Annotated in this window: 18 protein-coding genes; 8 read left to right on the forward strand and 10 right to left on the reverse strand. The window is 56.8% G+C overall.

The window, feature by feature from the left end:
• Window positions 1-40: 40 nt before the first annotated feature.
• A complete protein-coding gene (locus tag ACUN9X_RS00450; RefSeq protein WP_260036758.1) occupies window positions 41-1,132 on the reverse strand; it encodes an SMP-30/gluconolactonase/LRE family protein in 1,092 nt (363 codons plus the stop codon).
• Window positions 1,133-1,363: 231 nt separating this feature from the next.
• Between ACUN9X_RS00450 and ACUN9X_RS00455 the strand changes: the two genes are divergently transcribed.
• The gene (locus tag ACUN9X_RS00455; protein ID WP_445471850.1) at window positions 1,364-1,519 is read left to right on the forward strand and encodes a hypothetical protein; all 156 of its coding nucleotides are present in this window, start codon (window positions 1,364-1,366) and stop codon (window positions 1,517-1,519) included.
• Between the two features lie 87 nt (window positions 1,520-1,606).
• On the opposite strand, the gene ACUN9X_RS00460 is transcribed toward ACUN9X_RS00455, so the two are convergent.
• Both ACUN9X_RS00460 and ACUN9X_RS00465 read right to left on the reverse strand, forming a co-directional pair.
• Window positions 1,607-2,395, reverse strand: coding sequence for an alpha/beta fold hydrolase (locus tag ACUN9X_RS00460; RefSeq protein ID WP_445471851.1), 789 nt, complete (start codon window positions 2,393-2,395; stop codon window positions 1,607-1,609).
• Window positions 2,396-2,405: 10 nt separating this feature from the next.
• Window positions 2,406-3,089 carry a hypothetical protein gene (locus tag ACUN9X_RS00465; RefSeq protein WP_260036763.1) on the reverse strand — a complete coding sequence of 228 codons (684 nt, stop codon included), beginning with the start codon at window positions 3,087-3,089 and terminating at the stop codon, window positions 2,406-2,408.
• Window positions 3,090-3,259: 170 nt separating this feature from the next.
• On the opposite strand from ACUN9X_RS00465, the gene ACUN9X_RS00470 reads away from it, so the two are divergent.
• From ACUN9X_RS00470 to ACUN9X_RS00490, 5 genes are all read left to right on the forward strand, one after another.
• Complete coding sequence (locus ACUN9X_RS00470; RefSeq protein ID WP_260036764.1) at window positions 3,260-3,742, forward strand: hypothetical protein; 483 nt, start codon at window positions 3,260-3,262, stop codon at window positions 3,740-3,742.
• A gap of 376 nt (window positions 3,743-4,118) precedes the next feature.
• A complete protein-coding gene (locus tag ACUN9X_RS00475) occupies window positions 4,119-5,210 on the forward strand; it encodes an AraC family transcriptional regulator (RefSeq protein WP_445471852.1) in 1,092 nt (363 codons plus the stop codon).
• Between the two features lie 27 nt (window positions 5,211-5,237).
• A complete protein-coding gene (gene cls, locus ACUN9X_RS00480) occupies window positions 5,238-6,668 on the forward strand; it encodes a cardiolipin synthase (RefSeq protein ID WP_445471853.1) in 1,431 nt (476 codons plus the stop codon).
• A 131-nt stretch (window positions 6,669-6,799) separates the two neighbouring features.
• Window positions 6,800-7,492 carry a GntR family transcriptional regulator gene (locus tag ACUN9X_RS00485; RefSeq protein ID WP_445471854.1) on the forward strand — a complete coding sequence of 231 codons (693 nt, stop codon included), beginning with the start codon at window positions 6,800-6,802 and terminating at the stop codon, window positions 7,490-7,492.
• A gap of 241 nt (window positions 7,493-7,733) precedes the next feature.
• Window positions 7,734-7,919: a hypothetical protein gene (locus tag ACUN9X_RS00490; protein ID WP_260036771.1), complete on the forward strand. Its 186-nt coding sequence runs from the start codon at window positions 7,734-7,736 to the stop codon at window positions 7,917-7,919.
• A gap of 35 nt (window positions 7,920-7,954) precedes the next feature.
• Here ACUN9X_RS00490 and ACUN9X_RS00495 read toward each other — a convergent pair whose 3' ends face one another.
• Together ACUN9X_RS00495 and ACUN9X_RS00500 are read right to left on the reverse strand one after the other, a co-directional pair.
• On the reverse strand, window positions 7,955-10,225 hold the full coding sequence (locus tag ACUN9X_RS00495; protein WP_445471855.1) for a patatin-like phospholipase family protein: 2,271 nt from the start codon (window positions 10,223-10,225) through the stop codon (window positions 7,955-7,957).
• 177 nt (window positions 10,226-10,402) lie between these two features.
• Window positions 10,403-10,993, reverse strand: coding sequence for a hypothetical protein (locus tag ACUN9X_RS00500; RefSeq protein WP_445471856.1), 591 nt, complete (start codon window positions 10,991-10,993; stop codon window positions 10,403-10,405).
• Window positions 10,994-11,317: 324 nt separating this feature from the next.
• On the opposite strand from ACUN9X_RS00500, the gene ACUN9X_RS00505 reads away from it, so the two are divergent.
• Window positions 11,318-11,719 (forward strand): hypothetical protein, encoded by a 402-nt coding sequence (locus ACUN9X_RS00505; RefSeq protein ID WP_445471857.1) that lies wholly within the window; start codon window positions 11,318-11,320, stop codon window positions 11,717-11,719.
• Here ACUN9X_RS00505 and ACUN9X_RS00510 read toward each other — a convergent pair.
• Complete coding sequence (locus ACUN9X_RS00510; protein WP_445471858.1) at window positions 11,716-14,856, reverse strand: transporter substrate-binding domain-containing protein; 3,141 nt, start codon at window positions 14,854-14,856, stop codon at window positions 11,716-11,718. The two genes, ACUN9X_RS00505 and ACUN9X_RS00510, sit on opposite strands and share 4 nt — an antisense overlap.
• A 163-nt stretch (window positions 14,857-15,019) precedes the next feature.
• Between ACUN9X_RS00510 and ACUN9X_RS00515 the strand changes: the two genes are divergently transcribed.
• Window positions 15,020-15,253 carry a DUF2789 domain-containing protein gene (locus ACUN9X_RS00515; protein WP_260036779.1) on the forward strand — a complete coding sequence of 78 codons (234 nt, stop codon included), beginning with the start codon at window positions 15,020-15,022 and terminating at the stop codon, window positions 15,251-15,253.
• Between the two features lie 29 nt (window positions 15,254-15,282).
• Here the strand turns inward: ACUN9X_RS00515 and ACUN9X_RS00520 are convergent, their stop codons facing one another.
• The 4 genes from ACUN9X_RS00520 to dapF form a co-directional block, all read right to left on the reverse strand.
• Window positions 15,283-16,938 (reverse strand): diguanylate cyclase, encoded by a 1,656-nt coding sequence (locus ACUN9X_RS00520; RefSeq protein WP_445471859.1) that lies wholly within the window; start codon window positions 16,936-16,938, stop codon window positions 15,283-15,285.
• A 145-nt stretch (window positions 16,939-17,083) separates the two neighbouring features.
• The gene (gene xerC / locus ACUN9X_RS00525) at window positions 17,084-18,049 is read right to left on the reverse strand and encodes a tyrosine recombinase XerC (protein WP_445471860.1); all 966 of its coding nucleotides are present in this window, start codon (window positions 18,047-18,049) and stop codon (window positions 17,084-17,086) included.
• 95 nt (window positions 18,050-18,144) lie between these two features.
• On the reverse strand, window positions 18,145-18,906 hold the full coding sequence (locus tag ACUN9X_RS00530) for a DUF484 family protein (protein ID WP_445471861.1): 762 nt from the start codon (window positions 18,904-18,906) through the stop codon (window positions 18,145-18,147).
• A 109-nt stretch (window positions 18,907-19,015) separates the two neighbouring features.
• On the reverse strand, window positions 19,016-19,966 hold the full coding sequence (gene dapF, locus ACUN9X_RS00535) for a diaminopimelate epimerase (RefSeq protein WP_445471862.1): 951 nt from the start codon (window positions 19,964-19,966) through the stop codon (window positions 19,016-19,018).
• Between the last annotated feature and the right edge of the window lie 3 nt (window positions 19,967-19,969).

Below are 19,969 nucleotides of genomic sequence, written 5' to 3' on the forward strand. Positions count from 1 at the left end.
GGCTCGGGCAAATCCCAGTCAATCAGGTTCGGCACGTCGGTCACTTGGAAGACTCCTTATTCAATGTGGGAATGGCCGAGATCGGCAAGCGGCCAATCCGGTCATTGTGCAAGGTGCCGAAATACAGCATGCCAAGGTGCGGCTGCACTGATGTGATTTCTTCAAGATACTTGCCTTTGGTGTCATGCAGGCTGGCCAGCAGCTTGCCGTCACCGTCAAATGCCATCACCAGACCGTAACGTTGTACCGGTGGCTGCCAACTGTCCGGCAATTTGGCCACTTGTTCCTTGATCCAGGGGTGCGGATGCATCGCATCAATCTGCGGGTTTCTGGGGGTCGGCAAGGCAATCCAGAAACGTCCCTCGCTGTCGGCAGCAATGCCATCAGGGAACCCCGGAAGATTATCTACAAAGGTTTCAGCCTTGCCGGCGTTACGGCCCTTCAGCCAATATTTAATCGTGCGGTACTTCCAGGTTTCGTTCACCAGTACATAGGATCCATCACGAGCGACCGCAACACCATTAGCAAAATGGAGGTCTTTCAATAATTCCCGGGTTTTGCCAGTTGAGGGATTGTATTGCAGCAAACGCCCATGCGGGCGCATCTCCAGCAGGTCCAGACGGAACTCATCCATACCGAAGCGAGTGCTGGCATCAGAGAAGTAAATCATGCCGTCCGGCCCGACATCCACATCGTCGGTAAAACCAAAGCTTGTACCCGCCGCCTCTGTTGTCAGCGTGGTGATCTCACCGTCCGCATTCACCGACAACAAGCCCTTTACCGCGTCCGCGACGATCAGATTGCCACGCGCATCAAAATCCAGCCCCAACGGGCGGCCACCGGTATTCACCCACTTTTCAACCCGGCCATCCGGCCACACCCTTACAATGTTGCCGTCAGCATTGCCGGCATATACCCGGCCTGTGGAATCAACGTCCACATCTTCCGGCCCATTGACCTGACGCACGGCAATAATTTCTGAGAGTGTCAGCAGCTCATTCGGAGCCGCCTTGCCCTTGAATCCGGGCGCCGCTGGCGGGGTCCAGGCCACACTGTCCACCGGAGAAGGATTGAAAAGAAAACCACCCACCACCAGAAATATCAGGACACCTGATGCGTAAGCCCAACGCATATTTTCTCCTTGTTTCACTTCTGCAGTCTCGGCCCAACCAGATTCAATAAAGCGAGCGTGAGTATCACTATCGCGCCATCACCATAGCAAAGGCCCCCGACAGACTCGAGCCGTCGTTCAAGCATCCATTGCGGCATCTACCGGTTGTCTGGCACAGGTCCCTTCGGTATATTCGCTGCTCACTTTTTGGTCGACTGCGGTCGAACATCCACCTTCAGGGGAATCGTCACCATGCTTTACGATCTGGCGTCACCGCTGTACACCGTGGCAGCACTGGCTGTTCTGTTCGGCATTTTCTATTCCGCCAAAACCTTCTTCGATGCCAAGATGGCGCAACTGAAGCAACAAAATACCGATACCAGCATGAGTGACGGCGCCGAAGCCTGAGCCCGCGGGATCACAAAAAGCCACGACAGCGATGCCGTGGCTTTTTGCGTTTAAAGGCCGTGGTTCCAGGCACGATCTAACTTTCCATCAACCTTTCTGGTCAAACTCTCCGTTCAAAAAACGCCGGCACAGTGTGGCGAACAGTTCCGGCTTTTCAGCATGCAGCCAATGGCCGGTATTCGATATGATCCGCATCAGTGCCGAAGGGAACAGCGTTGCAACGGCATCGTGCTGGCTGTCCTGTATATAATCTGACTCCCCGCCTTTGATGAACAGCGTCGGCCCGTTATACGGTCCTTGCGCCGTGGGGCCTGCGGCAATGCTGGCATACTCCCGTTCAATCGCGTCGAGATTGAGGCGCCAGCGAAAACCACCGTCATCAGTACGCACCAGGTTTTTCAACAGAAACTGTCGGACGGCGGGTATTTCAACGGATTCCGCCAGCGCCTTGTCTGCGTCTCCGCGGGAGCCAACAGCATCGAGATCCAGCCCGGTCAGGCCGTCAATAATGGCGTCGTGGTGCGGCGGATAGGTCACCGGCGCGATATCCGCCACAATCAGTCGACTGACTCGGGCCGGATCGGATAACGCCAGCTCCATCACCGTTTTGCCTCCCATTGAATGTCCCAGCAGGCAAGCAGAGTCGAGCTTCTGCTGATTCATGTAGCGCAGAATATCCGCCGCCATCTCGGGATAGCTCATGGTATCGGCATGGGGGGAACGGCCGTGATTGCGTAAATCAATTGCATGCACCTGCCACTCATCCGACAAACGCTGGGTGATGCCCCCCAGATTTTCCAGTGAACCAAAAAGCCCGTGAACAACAATCAGGGGATCACCCTCGCCTGTCACGCGCGCATTCAGATCAAGACTCACAACGCTCTCCTTACAACCAGGCGCGGAGTTCTCCCAACGCCGTTGAATTGATCAGATAGGATACCTGATGCTGGCAGGCAAGGAGTTGTACTTCCTGGGCAAGTCCATCCAGGTCATCGGTTTGCGGACTAAGTGACGAAAAGCCCGACACGTAACCCCACATGTGCTGCAGGGCGTTGCGAATACCGCCTTCAGGAGGCGCGATACGTGACGCATTTTCCAACGCCAGCCAGAGGTCCATCAAGTCGACCGTGCGGGCCGCCACCCGACGACCAAAACTCTCATAGGCCTGCCGGTTACGTGCCAGCAGACTGTATTTGTAGCTCGCCCAGAGTTCATGTTCATTTTTCGGCAGCCGGATCCGCCCTTTGAATCCTTTTTCCGCCCGGCTGCGAATCTCGGTCAGCTGCGCCTGCAGCATATCCCGGTCAGTCGGCGGCCAGATAACCGCCTCATTGGTGGTGGCCACGGTGCCGGGCGTTGCCAGCGAACGCAAGGTCATCTCGTCCATCAACTGGTTCAGGCGCAGGGTCAATGCGTCTTCATGGCCCCGCCAGGCGAGCGGTAACCGATCACCCGCACTGCGCGCCCGGTCAGTACTCACCAGGCCGACCAACAAGCGCATCTGGCTGGCCAGCAATTCATCATCAAGAAAGCCGGCATCCAGATCAAAAATCATCAATTTCTGAGACAAACCAAACGTCCTCCGCAACATTTATGACGGGCTCCGGAGATGAGACAGTCCCCGAAAAAAAGAGATGGATCGGGCGAAACGTGGACAAGGCCCTTTCAGCGGACAGCTTGTCAGGATATGCTCGGATTGTCGCCGCCAATCCCTACTGACTATTGCAGTATGTTTCAATAATGAGAAAAACCGCACGCATGCAAGCGCCCTCAACCAATGATCGCCGGAAGTTCCGCCGTTTTCCTGCCGCCCAGCTGCAAGTGTCCTGGCGCATCCGGAAAGGGTTCTTTACCCCGTATGCACTGGCCCAAAGCCAAGACTTCACCCGTGAAGGTGTCTCTATTCTCGTGAAAAGGCAGGCCACCGGCGATTCAGCCCTCTCGAAGGGCACCCGGGTCGAACTGCGACTGGTGCTCGAAATGGCGACCGGTGACCTGGTCGTTGAGCGGCTCGTGGCCAGAGTACAGAATCAACGCAGTATCGGGGATGCCACCCTCTACGGACTGATGTTCGATTTTGCAGCCAATCGTTATATGCGGTCAGAGCATACCAAAGCACAACTGGGGCGTATTGAAGGCATTCTGGATCGCACGGAAAAACTCAGGCTAAGAGTACAGCCCCTGAACGCCATTCCCGCATTTGCCCGCAACGATCAATCCTGACGCCAGGCCTGGCTCGCTCAATACTCGCAGACACCATTTTCGCCAGACAAAAAAATGGCCGCCTTTTCAGGCGGCCAATTCGAAGGGTACTTTCGGACTACTGTTACTCAACATCTGAAGATGCTGCCATGTCGCTGCCGAGCGGCGCGCATCAGCAATAGAAAATGTTGTTCAGATATTTTTCCAGCTCAATGCAGTTGAGACGCTCAAACTCGTTATGGGGTACAAAGATTTCAAATTGCATACCTGCGACCTCCTTGGTTCTGGTCGGGTTATGAATATGACCAAAGAATAACCCTGAAAAACCTTCAATGCGTTGACACTCCGTCCCAACTGTTTGACATTTGGTAACACCACTCCAATAAAAACGGTCGCAATGAGCCCAGCAAAATCCGGTGCCAGTAAATCTGGTGCAACATCTGGAGCAACAACAGATGGCGCGAAAAAGCAGAAAACCAGGCGCCATATTCCGCAGGTCGCCGCTTCTACCTCCCTGGGGCTGGTGCATTACCTGAAGGAACGTCAGCTGCTCGACTCCCAAGCGGTTGAATCGCTGCTGGACTGCTCGATCGAAGCCTTGTCTGATCCCGATATCCGCATTTCTGCTGACCACCACTACGCCCTCTGGGCTCTCGCCGAAAAGGCAACCGGTGATCAGGCCATCGGCCTCCATGCCGGCGAAATTGTCGATCCTGACCGCATGGGGCTACTCGGACATGTTTTTTTCAACTGCGACACGCTGGGCGCAACCGTCACGCAATATGTCCGCCTGCATCGTCTGATCAACGAAACCGTGAGCCTGCGCTTCGAACAAACCGACGATCTTGCCATTCTGTCCTGGCAAGTGGACGAACCGGCGCACTATTGCCGCCAGGATATGGACCGGACCCTGTCAGCCACCGTCAGTCGGGCCAGACATTTCATTCATCCGTCGCTCGATATTGCCTGGGTTCATATTGCGCACCCCGCGCCGGTGTATGCCAGCGAATACCAGCGCATCCTGCAGTGTCCGATCGAGTTTGATATGCCGCGCATGGCGATTGCTTTCAGCGCCCGCTATCTGACCCGCCCTATTCCTCATCGAAATCCCTATATCCACTCCGCGATGCTGCGCCAGGTCAACAGTCTGCTGACCCGGGTTCAGTCCCGGCGACGACTCAGCCGGAAAGTGCGCCGCCTGATTTCACGACAAATGGCCAGTGAGCGGATTGATGCCGATTCTCTGGCTCATCAGCTCAACATGAGCCGGCAAACACTTTACCGTCACCTGAAAAAAGAAGGTTTCAGCTTTCACGAACTGGTCGAACATGTGAGAAAGGACAAAGCCCTGCGTTACGTCGCCGCCGACCGGTATGCGCTGGGTGAGATCGCATTTCTGCTGGGGTTTTCGGAGCTGAGCGCTTTTAGCCGGGCCTTCAAACGCTGGACAGGCGAGTCCCCCGCACAATACCGTGCCAGACATCGCTGACCTGTTATCGAGCCATCCGGAGTCGCCATGTGGAATCCGACGCTGTTTCTGCTATTTCTCGCCGTCGTCTACGGACTGGCACTGTTTTGTGTGTTCCGGACACTGCTGAACTACAGAACCACTCAGGGCGCCATCGCCTGGATTATCTCGCTGCTGGCATTCCCCTACCTCGCACTCCCCTTGTTTTTCATGTTTGGTCGCAACCGCTTTTCCGGTTATGTGCAGGCACGCCGCTCACGGGATGTCTCCCTCAATCATCTGCTCAGCGTGTTCCAGAACAAGTCCCGTGAACCCCATGTCGTCACACCAGCGTCTCTGGATCCTGATCTTCAGGTGCTGACCAGCCTTGCCCGTCAGCCGTTCACCAGCGGCAATCAATGCAGCTTGTTGCAGGATGGCAAAGCAACATTTGAGGCGCTGTTCGAGGCCATGGAGAACGCCACCGACTATATTCTGCTGGAGTTTTACATCATCCGTTCCGATAAGGTGGGCCAGCGCATCAAGTCGATTCTGGAGCGTAAACTCGCCGAAGGCGTCAGGGTTTACTTTACCTACGATGATATCGGCAGTGCCTGGCTGCCCCGAGCCTACATCAAGGCCCTGACCCGGGCCGGCGCCGAGGTATACGCTTTCGGCGATGGCAATGTCCGGCGACGGCGCTTTCAGATCAATTTCAGGAATCACCGCAAACTGCTGATTTGTGACGGAAATGTCGGGTTTGTTGGCGGCATCAATCTGGGCGACGAGTATCTGGGCACTGAGTCCAACCGTCTTGCCTGGCGCGATACCCATTGCCGGATCGAAGGCCCTGCGGTGATGGGCCTTCAGCTCGCCTTCGCCGAGGATTGGAAGTGGGCATCGAACTCCCTGCCCCAACTCAACTGGACACCTTCACATAATCCCGAAGGGCAACACGACGTGCTGATTCTGCCTTCAAGCCCGGCAGACCGGTTTGAGACCTGCACCCTGTTTTTCCTCAATTGCATCAACAGCGCCCGGGAGCGGATCTGGATCAGCTCCCCTTATTTCGTCCCCGACCTGCAGATCGTCAATGCTCTGCAGTTGGCTGCGCTGCGGGGCGTGGACGTCCGCATTATCATTCCCGAAAACCCCGACCACCTGCTGGTCCGGCTGGCCGCCTACTCTTACCTGATTCAGGCCAGCCAGGCCGGTATCGGTATCTATCGCTACCAACCCGGCTTCATGCACCAAAAGGTGGTGCTGGTGGATGACCGCTATGCAATGGTGGGCACGGCGAATCTCGATAATCGCTCCATGCGACTGAATTTTGAAATCGGGGCACTGGTAACGTCAACGTCTTTCATTGCGGAAGTCGATGCCATGCTCCAAACCGATCTCGGTCACTGTCGGGAGATGACGCCGGCCGATTACAGCCAACGTTCGCTGCCATTCCGCTTAACCTGCCGCGCCGTGCGTCTGCTGGCCCCCGTGTTATAGCGACTGCACTTGCAGTTATCAGGGAATGTGAGAGCATAACCATTGCACTCGAATCGGGCAGTGAAACATCCTGCTGACCTACCCGGCCGGGCATCGCGCCCGATTGCTGTCATCATCCCGGACGTATATTGATGAAACCATTCAAGCCACGTGAAACGCTGACCGAACAGGTCGCACAGCACATTGAGAACCTGATTTGTTTTGGTCAACTGAGGTCCGGCGAGCGCATCTTTGAAAACGCCATGGCCAAACAGCTGGATGTCAGCCACGGCTCCGTAAGGGAAGGTCTGCTGCTGCTGGAAAAGCGGCATCTCGTGCGCAACGTGCCGCGAAAAGGCGCCTTTGTTACCGAACTGAACGACTATTTTGTCCGCAGTTTGTACGAGGTGCTCGAACTCTACCTGTGCCACACCGGCCGCAAGCTGACCCGCCAGTGGCAACCGGAAGACATGGAAGCACTGGAATCACTCTATGCCAGCATGGAAGATTGCTACCGCCGGGGTGACTTGCTCGCGTTTCTGGATCTTGGTATCGAATATACTCAGGCATCCCTGACCTACGCAGACAATTATTTTATTCTGGAGGCCATCAAGGATTTATGGCCGTCGGCGAAGCGCTGCGCATTTGTGGCGTTCCAGCACGCCAATCAGCAAGTGCTCGAAGACAATCTCGCCCACATGCGAGCGTCCATTGAAGCGATTAAAGCACACGATGAAGAGCGGCTTGTCGCTATTCTCAAAGGGTATGCAGAACAACAGTGCAAACAGGTACTGGCGTTTATCGATGCAGAACCGACGAAAACCGGTCGCAATGCGGCCTCGTGAATCCGAATCAACAACCACGGTAGCTCTGATTATTGCAGCCCTGCTGCTCGGGGGGTGTGCCAGCAGCCCGAAACCGACGACACCCGAGCCGGTCCGCCCCGTGCCTGAGCGCAAACCTGCTCCTGAACCCGCGCCCCCGGAGCCATCCCCTGAGGAACCCCAGGCTACGGAGCCTCCAGCGGTATCGAAACCCGCTGAGCCCTATCCTCCCGCCAGTTGCGCCTGGAGCAGGGTGAAAGGCGTGGTATCACTTCTGGCAAGGACGGCTCGTGTCGGCACCTGGCAATTTTTCCCCGGCGACGACATCCTGTTTTATCCGGCACCTGATAGTGCCCGGCCTGGCGATGAATACCGCGCCATTCTGGAGCGGCCCTTGAACGGTGACTGCAAAGCACCGCGTCTGGTGCTGGTAGGACCGGTCAGATAGTGGCCAATTGCTGCAAACCGCAGGCAGACATGGCGTCAGGGGGCAATGAACAGGCTTTCCAGTGAGTAACCCACTGTGAGGAATGTCGTCCAGTGGTCATCATCGGCATAAGCCGTGGAGAGCTGCACTGGCCCCAGGAACGTATCAATACCCGCAAACAGGTTCCAGGAATGGATGACATCGTTCCAGCTGGCGTCCCGCACATTCTGCCAGGCGTTGCCCCCCTCATAGCCTGCCCCGGCGAAAAACGGCACCACCGGCCCTCCAAAGCGGCGATAGGAATACAGGCTTGCCAGTGCCGCATCGGCGCCGGTCACCTCTCCTCGGGCATAGGCCGATAATCGGCGGAAGCCACCCAGTGACACATAGCTTTCAACGCCCGCTTCGCCGCGCGTAATCATGCTGCCGTATAGTTGCCCAACCACAACCTGTTGCCCCCATTCCTGAGCGCCAATACCCAAAAGCGTGGTGCGATCGTAATCGCTGTCGGACCCGAGACCGGGGCGTTCAAAGCGGCCATTAATCCCAAGGAACCCACCGCTACTGGGCAGAAACGGGTCGTCCAGTGTGTCGACTGTAAGCTGGAGATCCCAGGCGCCGCGTTCAATGCGACTGTCAGAGTAGGCTCCGCTTGAACCCAAAGCGTCATCTACCGACGAATAACCCCGCTGATAGCCACCCCGGAGTTCCCCTTCGGCGCCCAGCTCGAGGCCAAGGCTGACATCGATTTCCTGTTTTTCGACCTCGACTTCCGCAACCCGACTGCCCTGGTCGTCAAACACGCTATAGGCTTCCCGCTGATAGTCGCCGCCCAGCAGCAAAAACCGACGGTAGCCGTAGTCCAGCGGCTGGAACCACTCGGTCCGCACGTACGGCTCGGTACCGAGCTGCACACCGGTATTCCACTCGGCACCCAGCGCATTCAACTGCGTCATCTGGAAGTTCGCGGCTACATTGAAGCGGGTGTCATTCTCGAAGTTGTCTTCGTAACCAAGACCAAACCGCATGTAATTTGGCCCCCAGCTCTTCTCTTCAACTTCAATAACGAGCGTCGATCCCTCACCCGACTCGTCCGACTGCAGCGCATAGCTGACGGTTTCGTAGTAACCGAGCCCGTAAATACGGCGAAGGTCATCCCGAAGCTGTTCGGCGTCCAAAGGCTCACCAATTTTCTGGCGCAAGCGGGATAGCAGAAACTCCGACGACAGGCGTGAGTCATCTTTTATTTCAATGTTGGAAATCAACTTGGGAGTAAAGTGGTTAACAGAACGCCGCTGCTGATAGCCGGCCCAGGTAACCGGGTCGACCCGAAGCCGGTTCAAGGCAACCGCGGCGTTCCGGGTTGCAGTGGCGCCGACTTCCATAATGCGTGAGGAATCAAAAAAATCGGCTGAGGTCAGGCCGTCGAGATTAGGACGGATCAGCACATCTTCATCAGTAAGCAGTTCAAGCTGCTCTTCCACATTGCTGCGAGTCATCAGCGTGGTGAGCTGCCCGACAACAGAAAATGCGCCGGTAAGCTGGTCGTTGTCCAGCAGCGTGTCGCTGATATCCACAGCGATAATCACATCTGCACCCATCGACTCCGCGACGCTGATCGGCAGGTTGTTGGCAATCCCGCCATCCACCAGCCAGCGGCCGTTGTATTCGGTGGGCGCATAAACCCCGGGAATGCTCATTGAAGCGCGAATAGCCGTCGCCAGGGCGCCATCGCCGATCACCACTTCTTCGCCAGTCTCAAGATCGGTGGCGACCGCACGGAAACGCAAAGGCAGCTCATCGAAATCCCTGACCAACGAAGCGTTGCTAGTCAGTTCATTGAGGATAAATCCGAGATTCTGGCCGGCCACCAGACCGCGCCCCAATTTCAGCCCGTCACGCCCCACACCGATGCCCGGATCGATTGGATAGCGCCAGTCTTCCATTTTACGACGTACCGGTTTATAGGCACGCCCCGGACTGTCACGAAAGCTGGAAAGCCAATCCATATCGATGAAGCGGTCTTCAATATCGTCTACATCCATCCCCAGCGCATAGAGTGCAGCTACGGCTGAACCGGCACTGGTACCCACAACGATATCCACTGGCACATGCATTTCTTCCAGAGCCCGCAACACCCCCACATGTGCCATGCCTTTGGCCCCGCCGCCACTCAGGACAAGCGCAACCAGCGGACGCTCCGAAGCGGGCGCGACCACTTGCTTGTCAGAAGCGGACCGGGACCGGTCCATTTCACCCTCGGACGGCTGCCCCTGAACGGATAACGAGAGACTGGCGAGAACAAACGAAAACAATACCCGAAACACTTGGGACTCCCTACCCATGATCTTGCGACCCCGTCCTGAAGACAGTCCATCGAAGACCCACTGACCGTTAACAAACCTGCCCTTTTACCCGGCAACCCCTGGCACCCGCGAACGTGATCCGGAGCGGATCATCCACGAGTACTTGCCAAGAGTTGGCCGGGCGCTATGGCCGGCCTATTATTCGCGATCGCCTTCGTCACTGACCAGTGACAAATGGGAAATATCCGGCACCGCGGTCGGGATCTCCTCTTTCTTTTCAACCAGCGTGCTGCCAGCCGGTGCCAGGGTCCATTCATCGAGATGCTGAAACATGGGGGCATCAACATGGCGCTCTTCCGTCAGGCGGTCGTGAGCCTGCTCCACACGTAAAGAAGAACCCGAGAGAATGGCATCAACCTTTTCACCAGCCACCTGAAGCCGGTCGCCCGGCTCGACAGGGACCTGAGAGCTGCTCTCAGATGCGGCGGGTGCTTGCGGGGTCGTCGGTGCAGGCTCGGGCGCCTGAACCGGTGCAGGTGAAGCAGCCGGTGGTGGTGGCGCGGTCCCTTCCATCGGTTCGATATGGGCGATCATGCCGTGCTTTCGCAACACCGCCTCGTACTTGCCGGCCTGGGCTTCATCGAGTTTGTTGCGGATCACGACGCGCTGACCGCTGAACATCCTGTCGACCTGATCAACCGTTGCCTTGAATAGCGCCATCGCGTTGGCGCGTGCGGTTGCTTCATCGGTTTGTGGCGTGCATTCGCCTCTGAACACTAACTGATACATGATCTGATTCCCCCGAAATACCATGCCCCGTTGATTACCGATCGTGAATCCGGTTCATGGGTACAGGCCAAAGCCCTGTTGTCTGCCGTTGACGTTCCGACAGTTTTTTTACAGTGTACCCCACCCGCAGAATATCGTGCTGCCAAAACCGCCTGCCACCGACGGGCTGAAATGTCCGCCAGAACGCCCTCTCTTCCTGACACAGCCGCATTGCAAACAAATGAAAAAATATGCGGCCGCCACTAAGCAGATTTTCATTCCTTTGTCATAATGATTCGCAACAGATAGTTACAGAATGTTACATGCATCAGGCAAGGCCATCTTATGCCCAGCAACCGATTGGTCAACTCATCCAGGCGTCAGGGGCGCAGTGCACTGTCACTCACTGTCGCGGCTCTGTTCGGTCTGCTTTCTGCCATGCCCGCAGCGCATGCTGAAAACATTGATCTGCTGATGAGCGGGCTGTTCAAACAGGGGCCTACCTATATCGGCATGACCAGCGTTGATCGCGACGATATTCCTGAATCGGCGAATTACGAACGCAAGTACCTGATCGTCGATTTTCGCTATCAGGAGATGCCGGACGATGGCCGACTGCAAGCCAGTATTAACACGATCTGCATGGCCATGATTCGCGACCGGGAACTGATGCAACGCCTGAGCAACCAGGGGTATGACATGGTGTCAGTCGCATTTGACCGTCAGTCCCAGTACGACTGCCTTTAAGGCTCCTGCTGCGGCTCATCGTTGAGTAATTCAGGGAACAGCTCCAGCCGGGCGTGGACGCTATCCAGATCGAACGCGTCAATCTCCTCCTGCAACTCACGGCCATACTCAACAATTTCCAGCACACCCCGATCACGCCCCCACTCCACGAGCTGCCCGGCAAACAGCGACAGCTGTTCAGGGTCACCGCTGCCGCGGGTGGCCTGCCAGTCATCGGTGAAGGTCTGCTTCAACTCTTCAGCCAGTTGCAGCCGCAGATAGCTGTTGGTCACGACTTGCAGTTCCGGCCGTGCGTCATCGCCTTCAGCTTCATCGTCAGTCTGATCGGTCTCATGGATCATAAAGCGCGCCAGTTCACCCAGTAAAACCTGACGACTGACCGGCTTCTGCAGGAAGCCGTCAAATCTGGCCTCGTCGATGCGGGAAGCATCACCCGGCATCACCGATGCTGTTAGCGCCACAACGGGGATAGCGGCCAGATTGTCATCCTCGTGCATGGCTTTGCGGCAACTGAAACCGTCCATGACTGGCATCCTGATATCCATCAGCACGACATCCGGCAGGCATTCATTCGCCACATTCAGCGCCTGGGCACCATCACTCGCCTCAATGACCCGCAATCCCACAGGTTCCAGCATGTCCCGAACCAATTGACGGTTGATCTGGTTATCATCGACCACCAGCACCAGACCGTTATCAAACCGGTAAACCACTGCCTCATCACGACTGGATTCCGGCCCGGCAGACGACGTGGCCACATCATGCAATACGATCCGGAAGCAAGAACCTTCACCAGCGTGACTGGTTACCGTCAACTCCCCGCCCATCATCCGCACCAGCTTACGACTGATGGCCAGCCCCAGGCCCGTTCCGCCGTACTGCCGGTTGCTTTGCCCTTCCTGCTGCTCGAACGCATCGAAAATACGATCCTGCTGGTCTTCAGGGATACCGATGCCGGTATCGGTCACCTCTATCACTAGCTGGCACTCATCCCTCGTCTCGTCCGTGTGGCAACTTTCGGTACGGGCATGAATGCGAATTTCACCCTCGTGGGTAAACTTGATGGCATTGCCCACCAAATTGAACAACACCTGCCGCAACCGCGTTTCATCCAGCACCATGGCGGCGGGAATATTATCAGCCAGCGAGACACTGAGCGTCAGATCGCGGGCACGGGCGCGAATCTCGAAAATCCGCTGCACATCTTCCAGCAATCGCTGCAGGTCCAGCGCACCAAACTCAAGCTTCATTTTGCCCGCTTCAATGCGGGACAGATCGAGAATGTCGTTAATCAGCGTCAGCAGGCTTCGGCTACCGGCCTTGATGGACTCGATATAACCCCGCTGGCGCGCATCCGTCACGCTGCCTTCAAGCAACTCGCTGTAACCCATTACCGCGTTCATCGGGGTGCGAATTTCGTGGGACATGTTGGCAAGAAACTCACTTTTCGCCCGACTGGCGGATTCCGCCGCTCGCGCCAACTGCTCGGCTTCAAGCTTGGCTGCGCGTAACTCATCCTCACTGTCCCGAAGGGCGTTCTCCGAACGGATGCGCTCATCCACTTCCCGCGATAGCTTGCGGTTCCAGTAAAGAAAAATCAGCACCACGACGATGGCGATCAGCACTACCCGACGGACCACCGTATAGTCGATATCCTGTTCGATATCGAGATGGATCCAGCGATTGTAGACGGTGTCGTAATCCTGCTTTTTCAGGCTGCCCAGTCCTTTATTCAGAATTCGCAGCAGTTCCGGCTCATCTTTTCGCACGGCCAGCCTCAGTTCGTACTGATAGGGCGTGATACTGGTGATTCTCAGGTTCGACAAACCCAAGTGGGCCACGGTGTAACTGACGCCTGGAATATGCGTTACCATCACATCCAGATCGCCATTGGATAGCCCAAGCAAACCTTTTTCGAGATTATCAACCGGATACAGGTTCAGTTCGGGATGGTTGATCAGCAGGTATTCATGGCTGGCCTGTTGTCGCACAACCCCGACGCGCTCATCTCTCAACTCACGCAGATCGCCGATAAACCGCCCGTCGTCACGGATAACCAGCGCAATGGGCAGGCTCAGGTATGAACGCGTGAAAAGAAACAGGTTTTCCCGCCGTGGTGTGCGAGGCAAGGCGGGAATAATATCCACGTCGCCGTTTTGCAGCATGGTTTCGGCAGTGGACCAGTCGTCAATTTTCGGGCTGGAAAAACGGATATTGAGCTGGTCACCCAGCTTGCCGACGAGATCCGGTACCAGCCCGGTGCTGCGACCATCCTCGTAAAATTCGAAAGGCGGCCAGTCACGGCGGAACGCCACTTTCAAATCCGGATGACGGTTCAGCCATTGCTGTTCCTGGGATGAAATGCTGACCTCATTGTCCGGCGCTTTACCTGCAAGCTCGAACCCAATCCAGTCATCCAGAATCGCGCGATTTTCCTGGCCGCTGACGGCATTGACACCGGCGTTCAGAATGCGCTGCATGCGAATGTTGTTTGCCGCCGTGGCGAACACCACTTCGGCCGGCTGATTGTTAAGCACCGCCACAAGCGAGATCTGGTTGATCAACCCGGCCCGCAGATAATCGGAAATCACCGGCATGGGCGCAAAAAAGGCATCAGCCCGACCCGACGTGATGCTATTCACCGCTTCGCTGACACTGCGCACAGGAATCGGGCGGAATGATTTCACCGAATCCAACAAGCTGTATTGGTGACTGTCGCCGGAGATCAGCGCCACACGCTTGTGCTCAAGATCAGACAGCCGCTGCACCGATGCGTCGTCCGCATTGGCAAACAGGCCATAGTTGAGTGACATCATGCTGTCAGTGAACAGCATTTCAGGGGCGCTGTGGGGCGATTGGTAAAGCGTCACAATGGCGTCCAGCTCGCCTTGCTGAAGCCGCGTCTCCAGCGTGACAGGAGCCCCCGGAACCAGTTCGACCTGCACGTCGAGCTTTTCTGCAACCAGCCGGGCGAAAGCCGGATGAGTGCCCGCCATCTCGCCATCCGCCGCAATGTACGCCAATGGCTTTCGCTGCCCGGCAATACCAATTCGTAGTGGCCCGTTTTGAGCCAGCCAGCTCAGATCCTCTGCCCCCAGCACGGGTAGCGGCGATGGCATACGCGGATCGGCAAGCACCCCGGCCGCCGGTATCAATATGAGGCAACAGAAACACCAAAAAACAAGGCGGTGGATCACAGATTATCCTTTGGCAATGAACTGGATTTATTCAGATCAGCATGTTAACAAATGAAGGACGGCCTGCGCTGCAGGCGATCATCGCACTGAAGGAGGTTTCATCATGGATATGAGCCAGCACACACTTTCCACATTATTTGAGCAACTCGGCCTGCCATCCGACACTCAAAGCGTCGACGACTTCATCGCCCGCCACGCGCCGTTACCGCCGGAAACTGCTCTTGCCGATGCGGCTTTCTGGAACAAGGCTCAAGCCGGTTTTCTGCATCAGGGTATCGACGACGACTCCGACTGGGCGGAGGTCATTGATGAACTGGATGCGCGTTTAAGACACTAAACGAAGACCGGCATCGGGCGAGCCTGGCATTACGCCCGGACCACCTGGTTTCGGCCGGCATGCTTGGCTTTGTATAGCGCCTTGTCGGCCAGATCAAAGATCTCATCAACCGTATTGGCTGCGCCGAAGGCTGCCATCCCTGCAGACAGGGTGATGTGCACCGGCGTGCTGTGAAAGTGGAACGGCAGTTCGGCGACATGGGTACGCAAACCGTCCAGTACACGGTAGCCCACGTCAATTTCCGTTTCCGGCATCAGCACAACAAACTCTTCTCCACCGTAACGCGCCACAAAATCAGTTGATCGCAGGCGATCTTTCAGGGTTTTTGCTACCAGCTGTATTACCCGGTCACCGGCCTTGTGGCCATACGAATCATTCACTTTCTTGAAAAAGTCGATATCAACAACCGCCATCGTGACCGGATTCCGGTAACGGGCCCAGCGCTCATACTCAAACTCGAGACGCTGCTGCCACGACTCCCGATTTGGCAGCTGGGTCAGCGCATCCGTGAGGGCCCGCGAACGCTCGGCCTTGAGTTGATCCTGCACCTGTTCGGAATAGACTTCCATGCCCGCCAGTTTTTCCTGCATGGCGGCCAGCTTCTCCTGCAGCACCTGTTCACGCTGGCCCTCACCTTCCCGGTAACGGCTGAAAGATTCAGCAAGAGCCTGAATATGGTCGCTGACCGACGCTTTCAGATCGTTCAGACTGGATGAGGTGTCCACCGCATCACCAATGCTTTGCAGACGGGTATTCAGTTCCCGGTCCAGCAATTCGGTGGCACTCCGGCGATCTGCATTGGCCTCCAGTTGTGCTGCACAGTTTTCCTTCAGCGCCAGCAATCGCTCATCGAGACGTTTCAGAAAGTCTTCAAACTCCGATCGCCCCTGGCTCATTGCAGCGACGACCAGATCCAGAATATCGTTCAGTGCGTCGCGGATGGTGTCCCAGTCCTGACTCTGATCCAGCAGTGATTTCAGATGCTGCGCCTTGGCCTGCATAGACGACTCAAGGCTGACCTGAGCCAGCATATGGCCGATCAGCTCGCCAATACGCCGCGCGATTCTGAGCCGGTCGTCACCTGAACTGTCATCCTGCGCGCCAGTCTGATTCGGGGCAGCGGCGGCGGGTTCAGGGCTGGCTGGGCTATTAACAGCCGAAGAATTGCGAATGTCTGCATCGTCCGCATCGCGCGACTCTGCATCCAAAGCCGGCGGCGTTGCTGCGGTGTCTTTATCCCGGGAGAACAGCCGTCGCCAGGACGGTTTGGCCTGGCCCTCAGCCGGTGCGCAGGACTCAACCAGCCCGGTCAGTCCGGCCAGCCAGGTGTTGAGAGGGCGAACGCCGTCTTCAAGTTTGCCCAGTGCTTTGTCGAGCTGGCGGATATCCTTGCGAGCCAGCCTGTCGCCGGCAGTCTCATCGATGGCGGCAAGCAGCCGTGACAGGCTCTCGACCAAATGTGCCTGATCGTCCACCTTGCGGGCATCGAGTCGCACCAGCGCTTTGTCGAGACCGGCCTGAGCACGCTTGAGGTTCACCAGGTTGCCGCTCTCGCCCCGCAACTCGTCCCGAATACCATCAAGTAGGCGATCCAGCTCGCCGTCCAGCCCTTCAGCAAAAAGCGTTGCTCTTACCAGAAGCCTTTGCAGCGTGTATCGCTCTTCCTGCCAGTCGCTCTGGTTCATTCCAATTAGTCCCACTCGCAATTAAAACCTGTTGATATGAAATGACAGTTGCACGCAACGCGTTTGCCGTGACCTCTTTGTAAAAGTAGACGCAGGCGGCAGGTCTTTCTAGCTCGCCACCAGCTCAATGCGCTACCAGGCGTTGTTAGTCACCGTCATGTGAAGACGATTTTTCTGCCTGCAATCGCGATGCAGCGGGGCCGGGACGGCGACGGGCTCGCGGATGGCTGGCATCATAAACTTTGGCCAGATGCTGAAAATCAAGGTGCGTATAAATCTGCGTGGTCGAGATATCGGCATGCCCGAGCAATTCCTGCACGGCTCTGAGATCGCCACTTGATTCCAACAGGTGACTGGCGAACGAGTGACGTAACAGGTGAGGATGCAGACGCTGGTCTGCCCCTTTGAACAAGCCCCAGCGATTAAGTCTGGCCTGAACACTGCGCGGGCTCAGCCGCTTGCCCTGCCGACTGAGGAACACCGCCTCCTCGCCGTCTCTGGCCAGCGACGCACGCACATCCAGCCATGCGCTCAGTGCAGATACTGCTTTCTGCCCCACTGGTAAAATGCGGGTTTTGCTGCCTTTACCCAACACCCGAACCTCGCCCCCCGACAAGTCCATGCTCACCAGATCAAGCCCCACCAACTCGGCCAGTCGCAAACCGGAGGAATACATCAGTTCAAGCATGGCCCGGTCGCGCACTTCGAGCACGTCGTCGGCGTCAGCATCAAGCAGATGGTTGAGCTGATCCACGTCGGCCACACGAGGAAGCTTCTTGCCGGACTTGGGAGCGCGCACATCAAGCGCGGGATTGTCCTTTACCGCACCCTCGCGCAGCATGAATTCGTAAAACCGGCGAATAGCCGAGAGGTGACGGGCGATACTGCGACCACCCAGGCCTTCCCGGCTCAGCTCAACGACATGACGGCGCAACCCATGTACATCGAGCTGGCTCCAGTCCGTCAGCTGCTGGCTATGCAACTCTTCGGCGAGACGCTCGATATCACGGAGATAGTGTTGGCAGGTATGTGGCGACAGGCGGCGTTCGGAAGCAAGATGCTCGGCGAAACCCGCCATTGAAAGGGCAAGCGTGTCCGGTAAGTCACTCATCGCATACCTCAGTTTCGTCGGCGCTTTCAGCGAGTGTGACAAAACCGCCGCGTTCGCGACCTTCTGCCACTTCCTCTACGCCCGACGGGCGCCGATTAGCGGGATTCAGCTACCTGGTCGGAAACCGGCTCCAACTGACTGTGGCGCGCCATCAAAGGCGGCAGCAAGCGGCTAAGCGTGTCGCTCAGGTATGACAAAAACATCGACCCCATGCTCTCGTCAAAATAGCCGCTTTGCTGGCTACCAATCGCGAACAGCCCGAGCAGATCGCCGTGGCGAAGCGGCACCAGTGCAACCGATGCAATGGGAGTGTCCCGCTGGGGAAACAGAAACGCCCGCTGATCAATACGGAACTGACCGCACACGGCGCGCTGCCCCTCAAGCAGCGAACCCAACAGGGTCTCTGCTTCCTTGCGGTTCACCCGGACCAGCGCGCCTTCGGCAGCCGAAGTATCGGCATCGGGCTTCAACGTGCCCTGCTCAAAAATAATCAGCGAGGCTGCATCGAGACCGAAATCGCCACGAATGCTGTCGTCGATGACTGACGCCATTTCGGTGATGGTGCGCGCTTCGATCACCTGGGTCAGCAGACGCTTACTCTTTTCAAAAAGCCGGTCATTGTGCCGGGCAATTTCAATCAGCTCGCCCAGTTCATGGCGCAGCATATCCCGTTGTTCCCGAAACAGATGAACCTGGCGCTCAACCAGCGAGATAGCGCGCCCGCTGTCATGAGGCAAGGTCAGGGTGCGCAACAGATCGCTCTGCCCCACAAAAAACTCTGGGTGTGCTTTCAGATAGGCAACGACATCTTCTTCTGTCGCTGTGCCCGACGTTTGCGGTTCCGCCTGGTCTGTCATCCGGAATCCTCCTTTCTCGGCCGCCTCTTGGTGGTTGCAGCACCCGCTTTTTGGAGTGCGTAATACAAGTCACAAAGGCACGACTCTTGTTATCCAACTACCAGTCCCGTCAAGAGGTCCCAGCGCCAGCTTTTTTTCTGGATTTACTTCTGTTGTTCCGATTCGACTGCCGCCCTGAACGCGGCACTCTGCGGGCAGGGTCTGCCGGCACCCGCACCTGGCCATCAAATACGCGGGCGGTAGGACCTTCCATCATAACAGGCGCCCCTTCGCCCTGCCATTCAAGGGTAAGCGGCCCGCCACGCAACTCTATCCGGACGCGTTCGTCCAGTAACCCGCGCAAACGGCCCGCCACCATAGCAGCGCAAGCGCCAGAGCCGCAGGCAAGGGTTTCGCCCGAGCCCCGTTCAAACACCCTCAAACGGGCATTCTGGCGATCTACAATCTGGAGAAATCCGATATTGGCGCGCTTGGGAAAATTATCGTGAGATTCCAGCACCGGCCCCAACACCTCCACTGGCGCCGTATCAATATCATCAACCAGCAATACGGCATGTGGATTGCCCATGGAGATAGCAGACAGCTCCACACTGTCATCCCCCACCTGCACCTTATAAGTCAGTGCGCGACCGGTGGCATTGAAGGGAATCCGCTCAGGCTCAAGTTCGGGCACGCCCATATTCACCGTGACCCAACCTTCTTTGCCCACCCGCAGCTCAATCACGCCACCTGCCGTCTGGACCCGAATGACTTTTTTATTGGTCAACCGCTGGTCCCGCACAAACCGGGCGAAACAACGGGCGCCATTGCCACACTGTTCGACCTCGGAGCCATCAGCGTTGAAGATCCGGTAGCGGAAATCAACATCGGGCAATCCGGGCGGTTCAACCACCAGCAACTGGTCAAATCCGATACCAAAATTACGATCCGCCAGCTCCTTTATTATTTCCGGGCGCATACGAAATGGCTGGCTGATGGCGTCAACGACCATAAAGTCATTGCCCAAACCGTGCATTTTGGTGAATTGCAGGTTAGCACCACCGCGCTTCGTATCGCTCATATC

The organism is Marinobacter sp. V032 (assembly GCF_052645435.1).

Excerpts from the sequence above, each read along its gene's own strand:
- ACUN9X_RS00450 (WP_260036758.1), bottom strand. The coding sequence starts at position 1,132 with ATGCGTTGGGCTTACGCATCAGGTGTCCTGATATTTCTGGTGGTGGGT.
- ACUN9X_RS00455 (WP_445471850.1), top strand. The coding sequence starts at position 1,364 with ATGCTTTACGATCTGGCGTCACCGCTGTACACCGTGGCAGCACTGGCT.
- ACUN9X_RS00470 (WP_260036764.1), top strand. The coding sequence starts at position 3,260 with ATGAGAAAAACCGCACGCATGCAAGCGCCCTCAACCAATGATCGCCGG.
- ACUN9X_RS00475 (WP_445471852.1), top strand. The coding sequence starts at position 4,119 with ATGAGCCCAGCAAAATCCGGTGCCAGTAAATCTGGTGCAACATCTGGA.
- cls (WP_445471853.1), top strand. The coding sequence starts at position 5,238 with ATGTGGAATCCGACGCTGTTTCTGCTATTTCTCGCCGTCGTCTACGGA.
- ACUN9X_RS00485 (WP_445471854.1), top strand. The coding sequence starts at position 6,800 with ATGAAACCATTCAAGCCACGTGAAACGCTGACCGAACAGGTCGCACAG.
- ACUN9X_RS00500 (WP_445471856.1), bottom strand. The coding sequence starts at position 10,993 with ATGTATCAGTTAGTGTTCAGAGGCGAATGCACGCCACAAACCGATGAA.
- ACUN9X_RS00505 (WP_445471857.1), top strand. The coding sequence starts at position 11,318 with ATGCCCAGCAACCGATTGGTCAACTCATCCAGGCGTCAGGGGCGCAGT.
- ACUN9X_RS00515 (WP_260036779.1), top strand. The coding sequence starts at position 15,020 with ATGGATATGAGCCAGCACACACTTTCCACATTATTTGAGCAACTCGGC.
- ACUN9X_RS00520 (WP_445471859.1), bottom strand. The coding sequence starts at position 16,938 with ATGAACCAGAGCGACTGGCAGGAAGAGCGATACACGCTGCAAAGGCTT.
- xerC (WP_445471860.1), bottom strand. The coding sequence starts at position 18,049 with ATGAGTGACTTACCGGACACGCTTGCCCTTTCAATGGCGGGTTTCGCC.
- ACUN9X_RS00530 (WP_445471861.1), bottom strand. The coding sequence starts at position 18,906 with ATGACAGACCAGGCGGAACCGCAAACGTCGGGCACAGCGACAGAAGAA.
- dapF (WP_445471862.1), bottom strand. The coding sequence starts at position 19,966 with ATGAGCGATACGAAGCGCGGTGGTGCTAACCTGCAATTCACCAAAATG.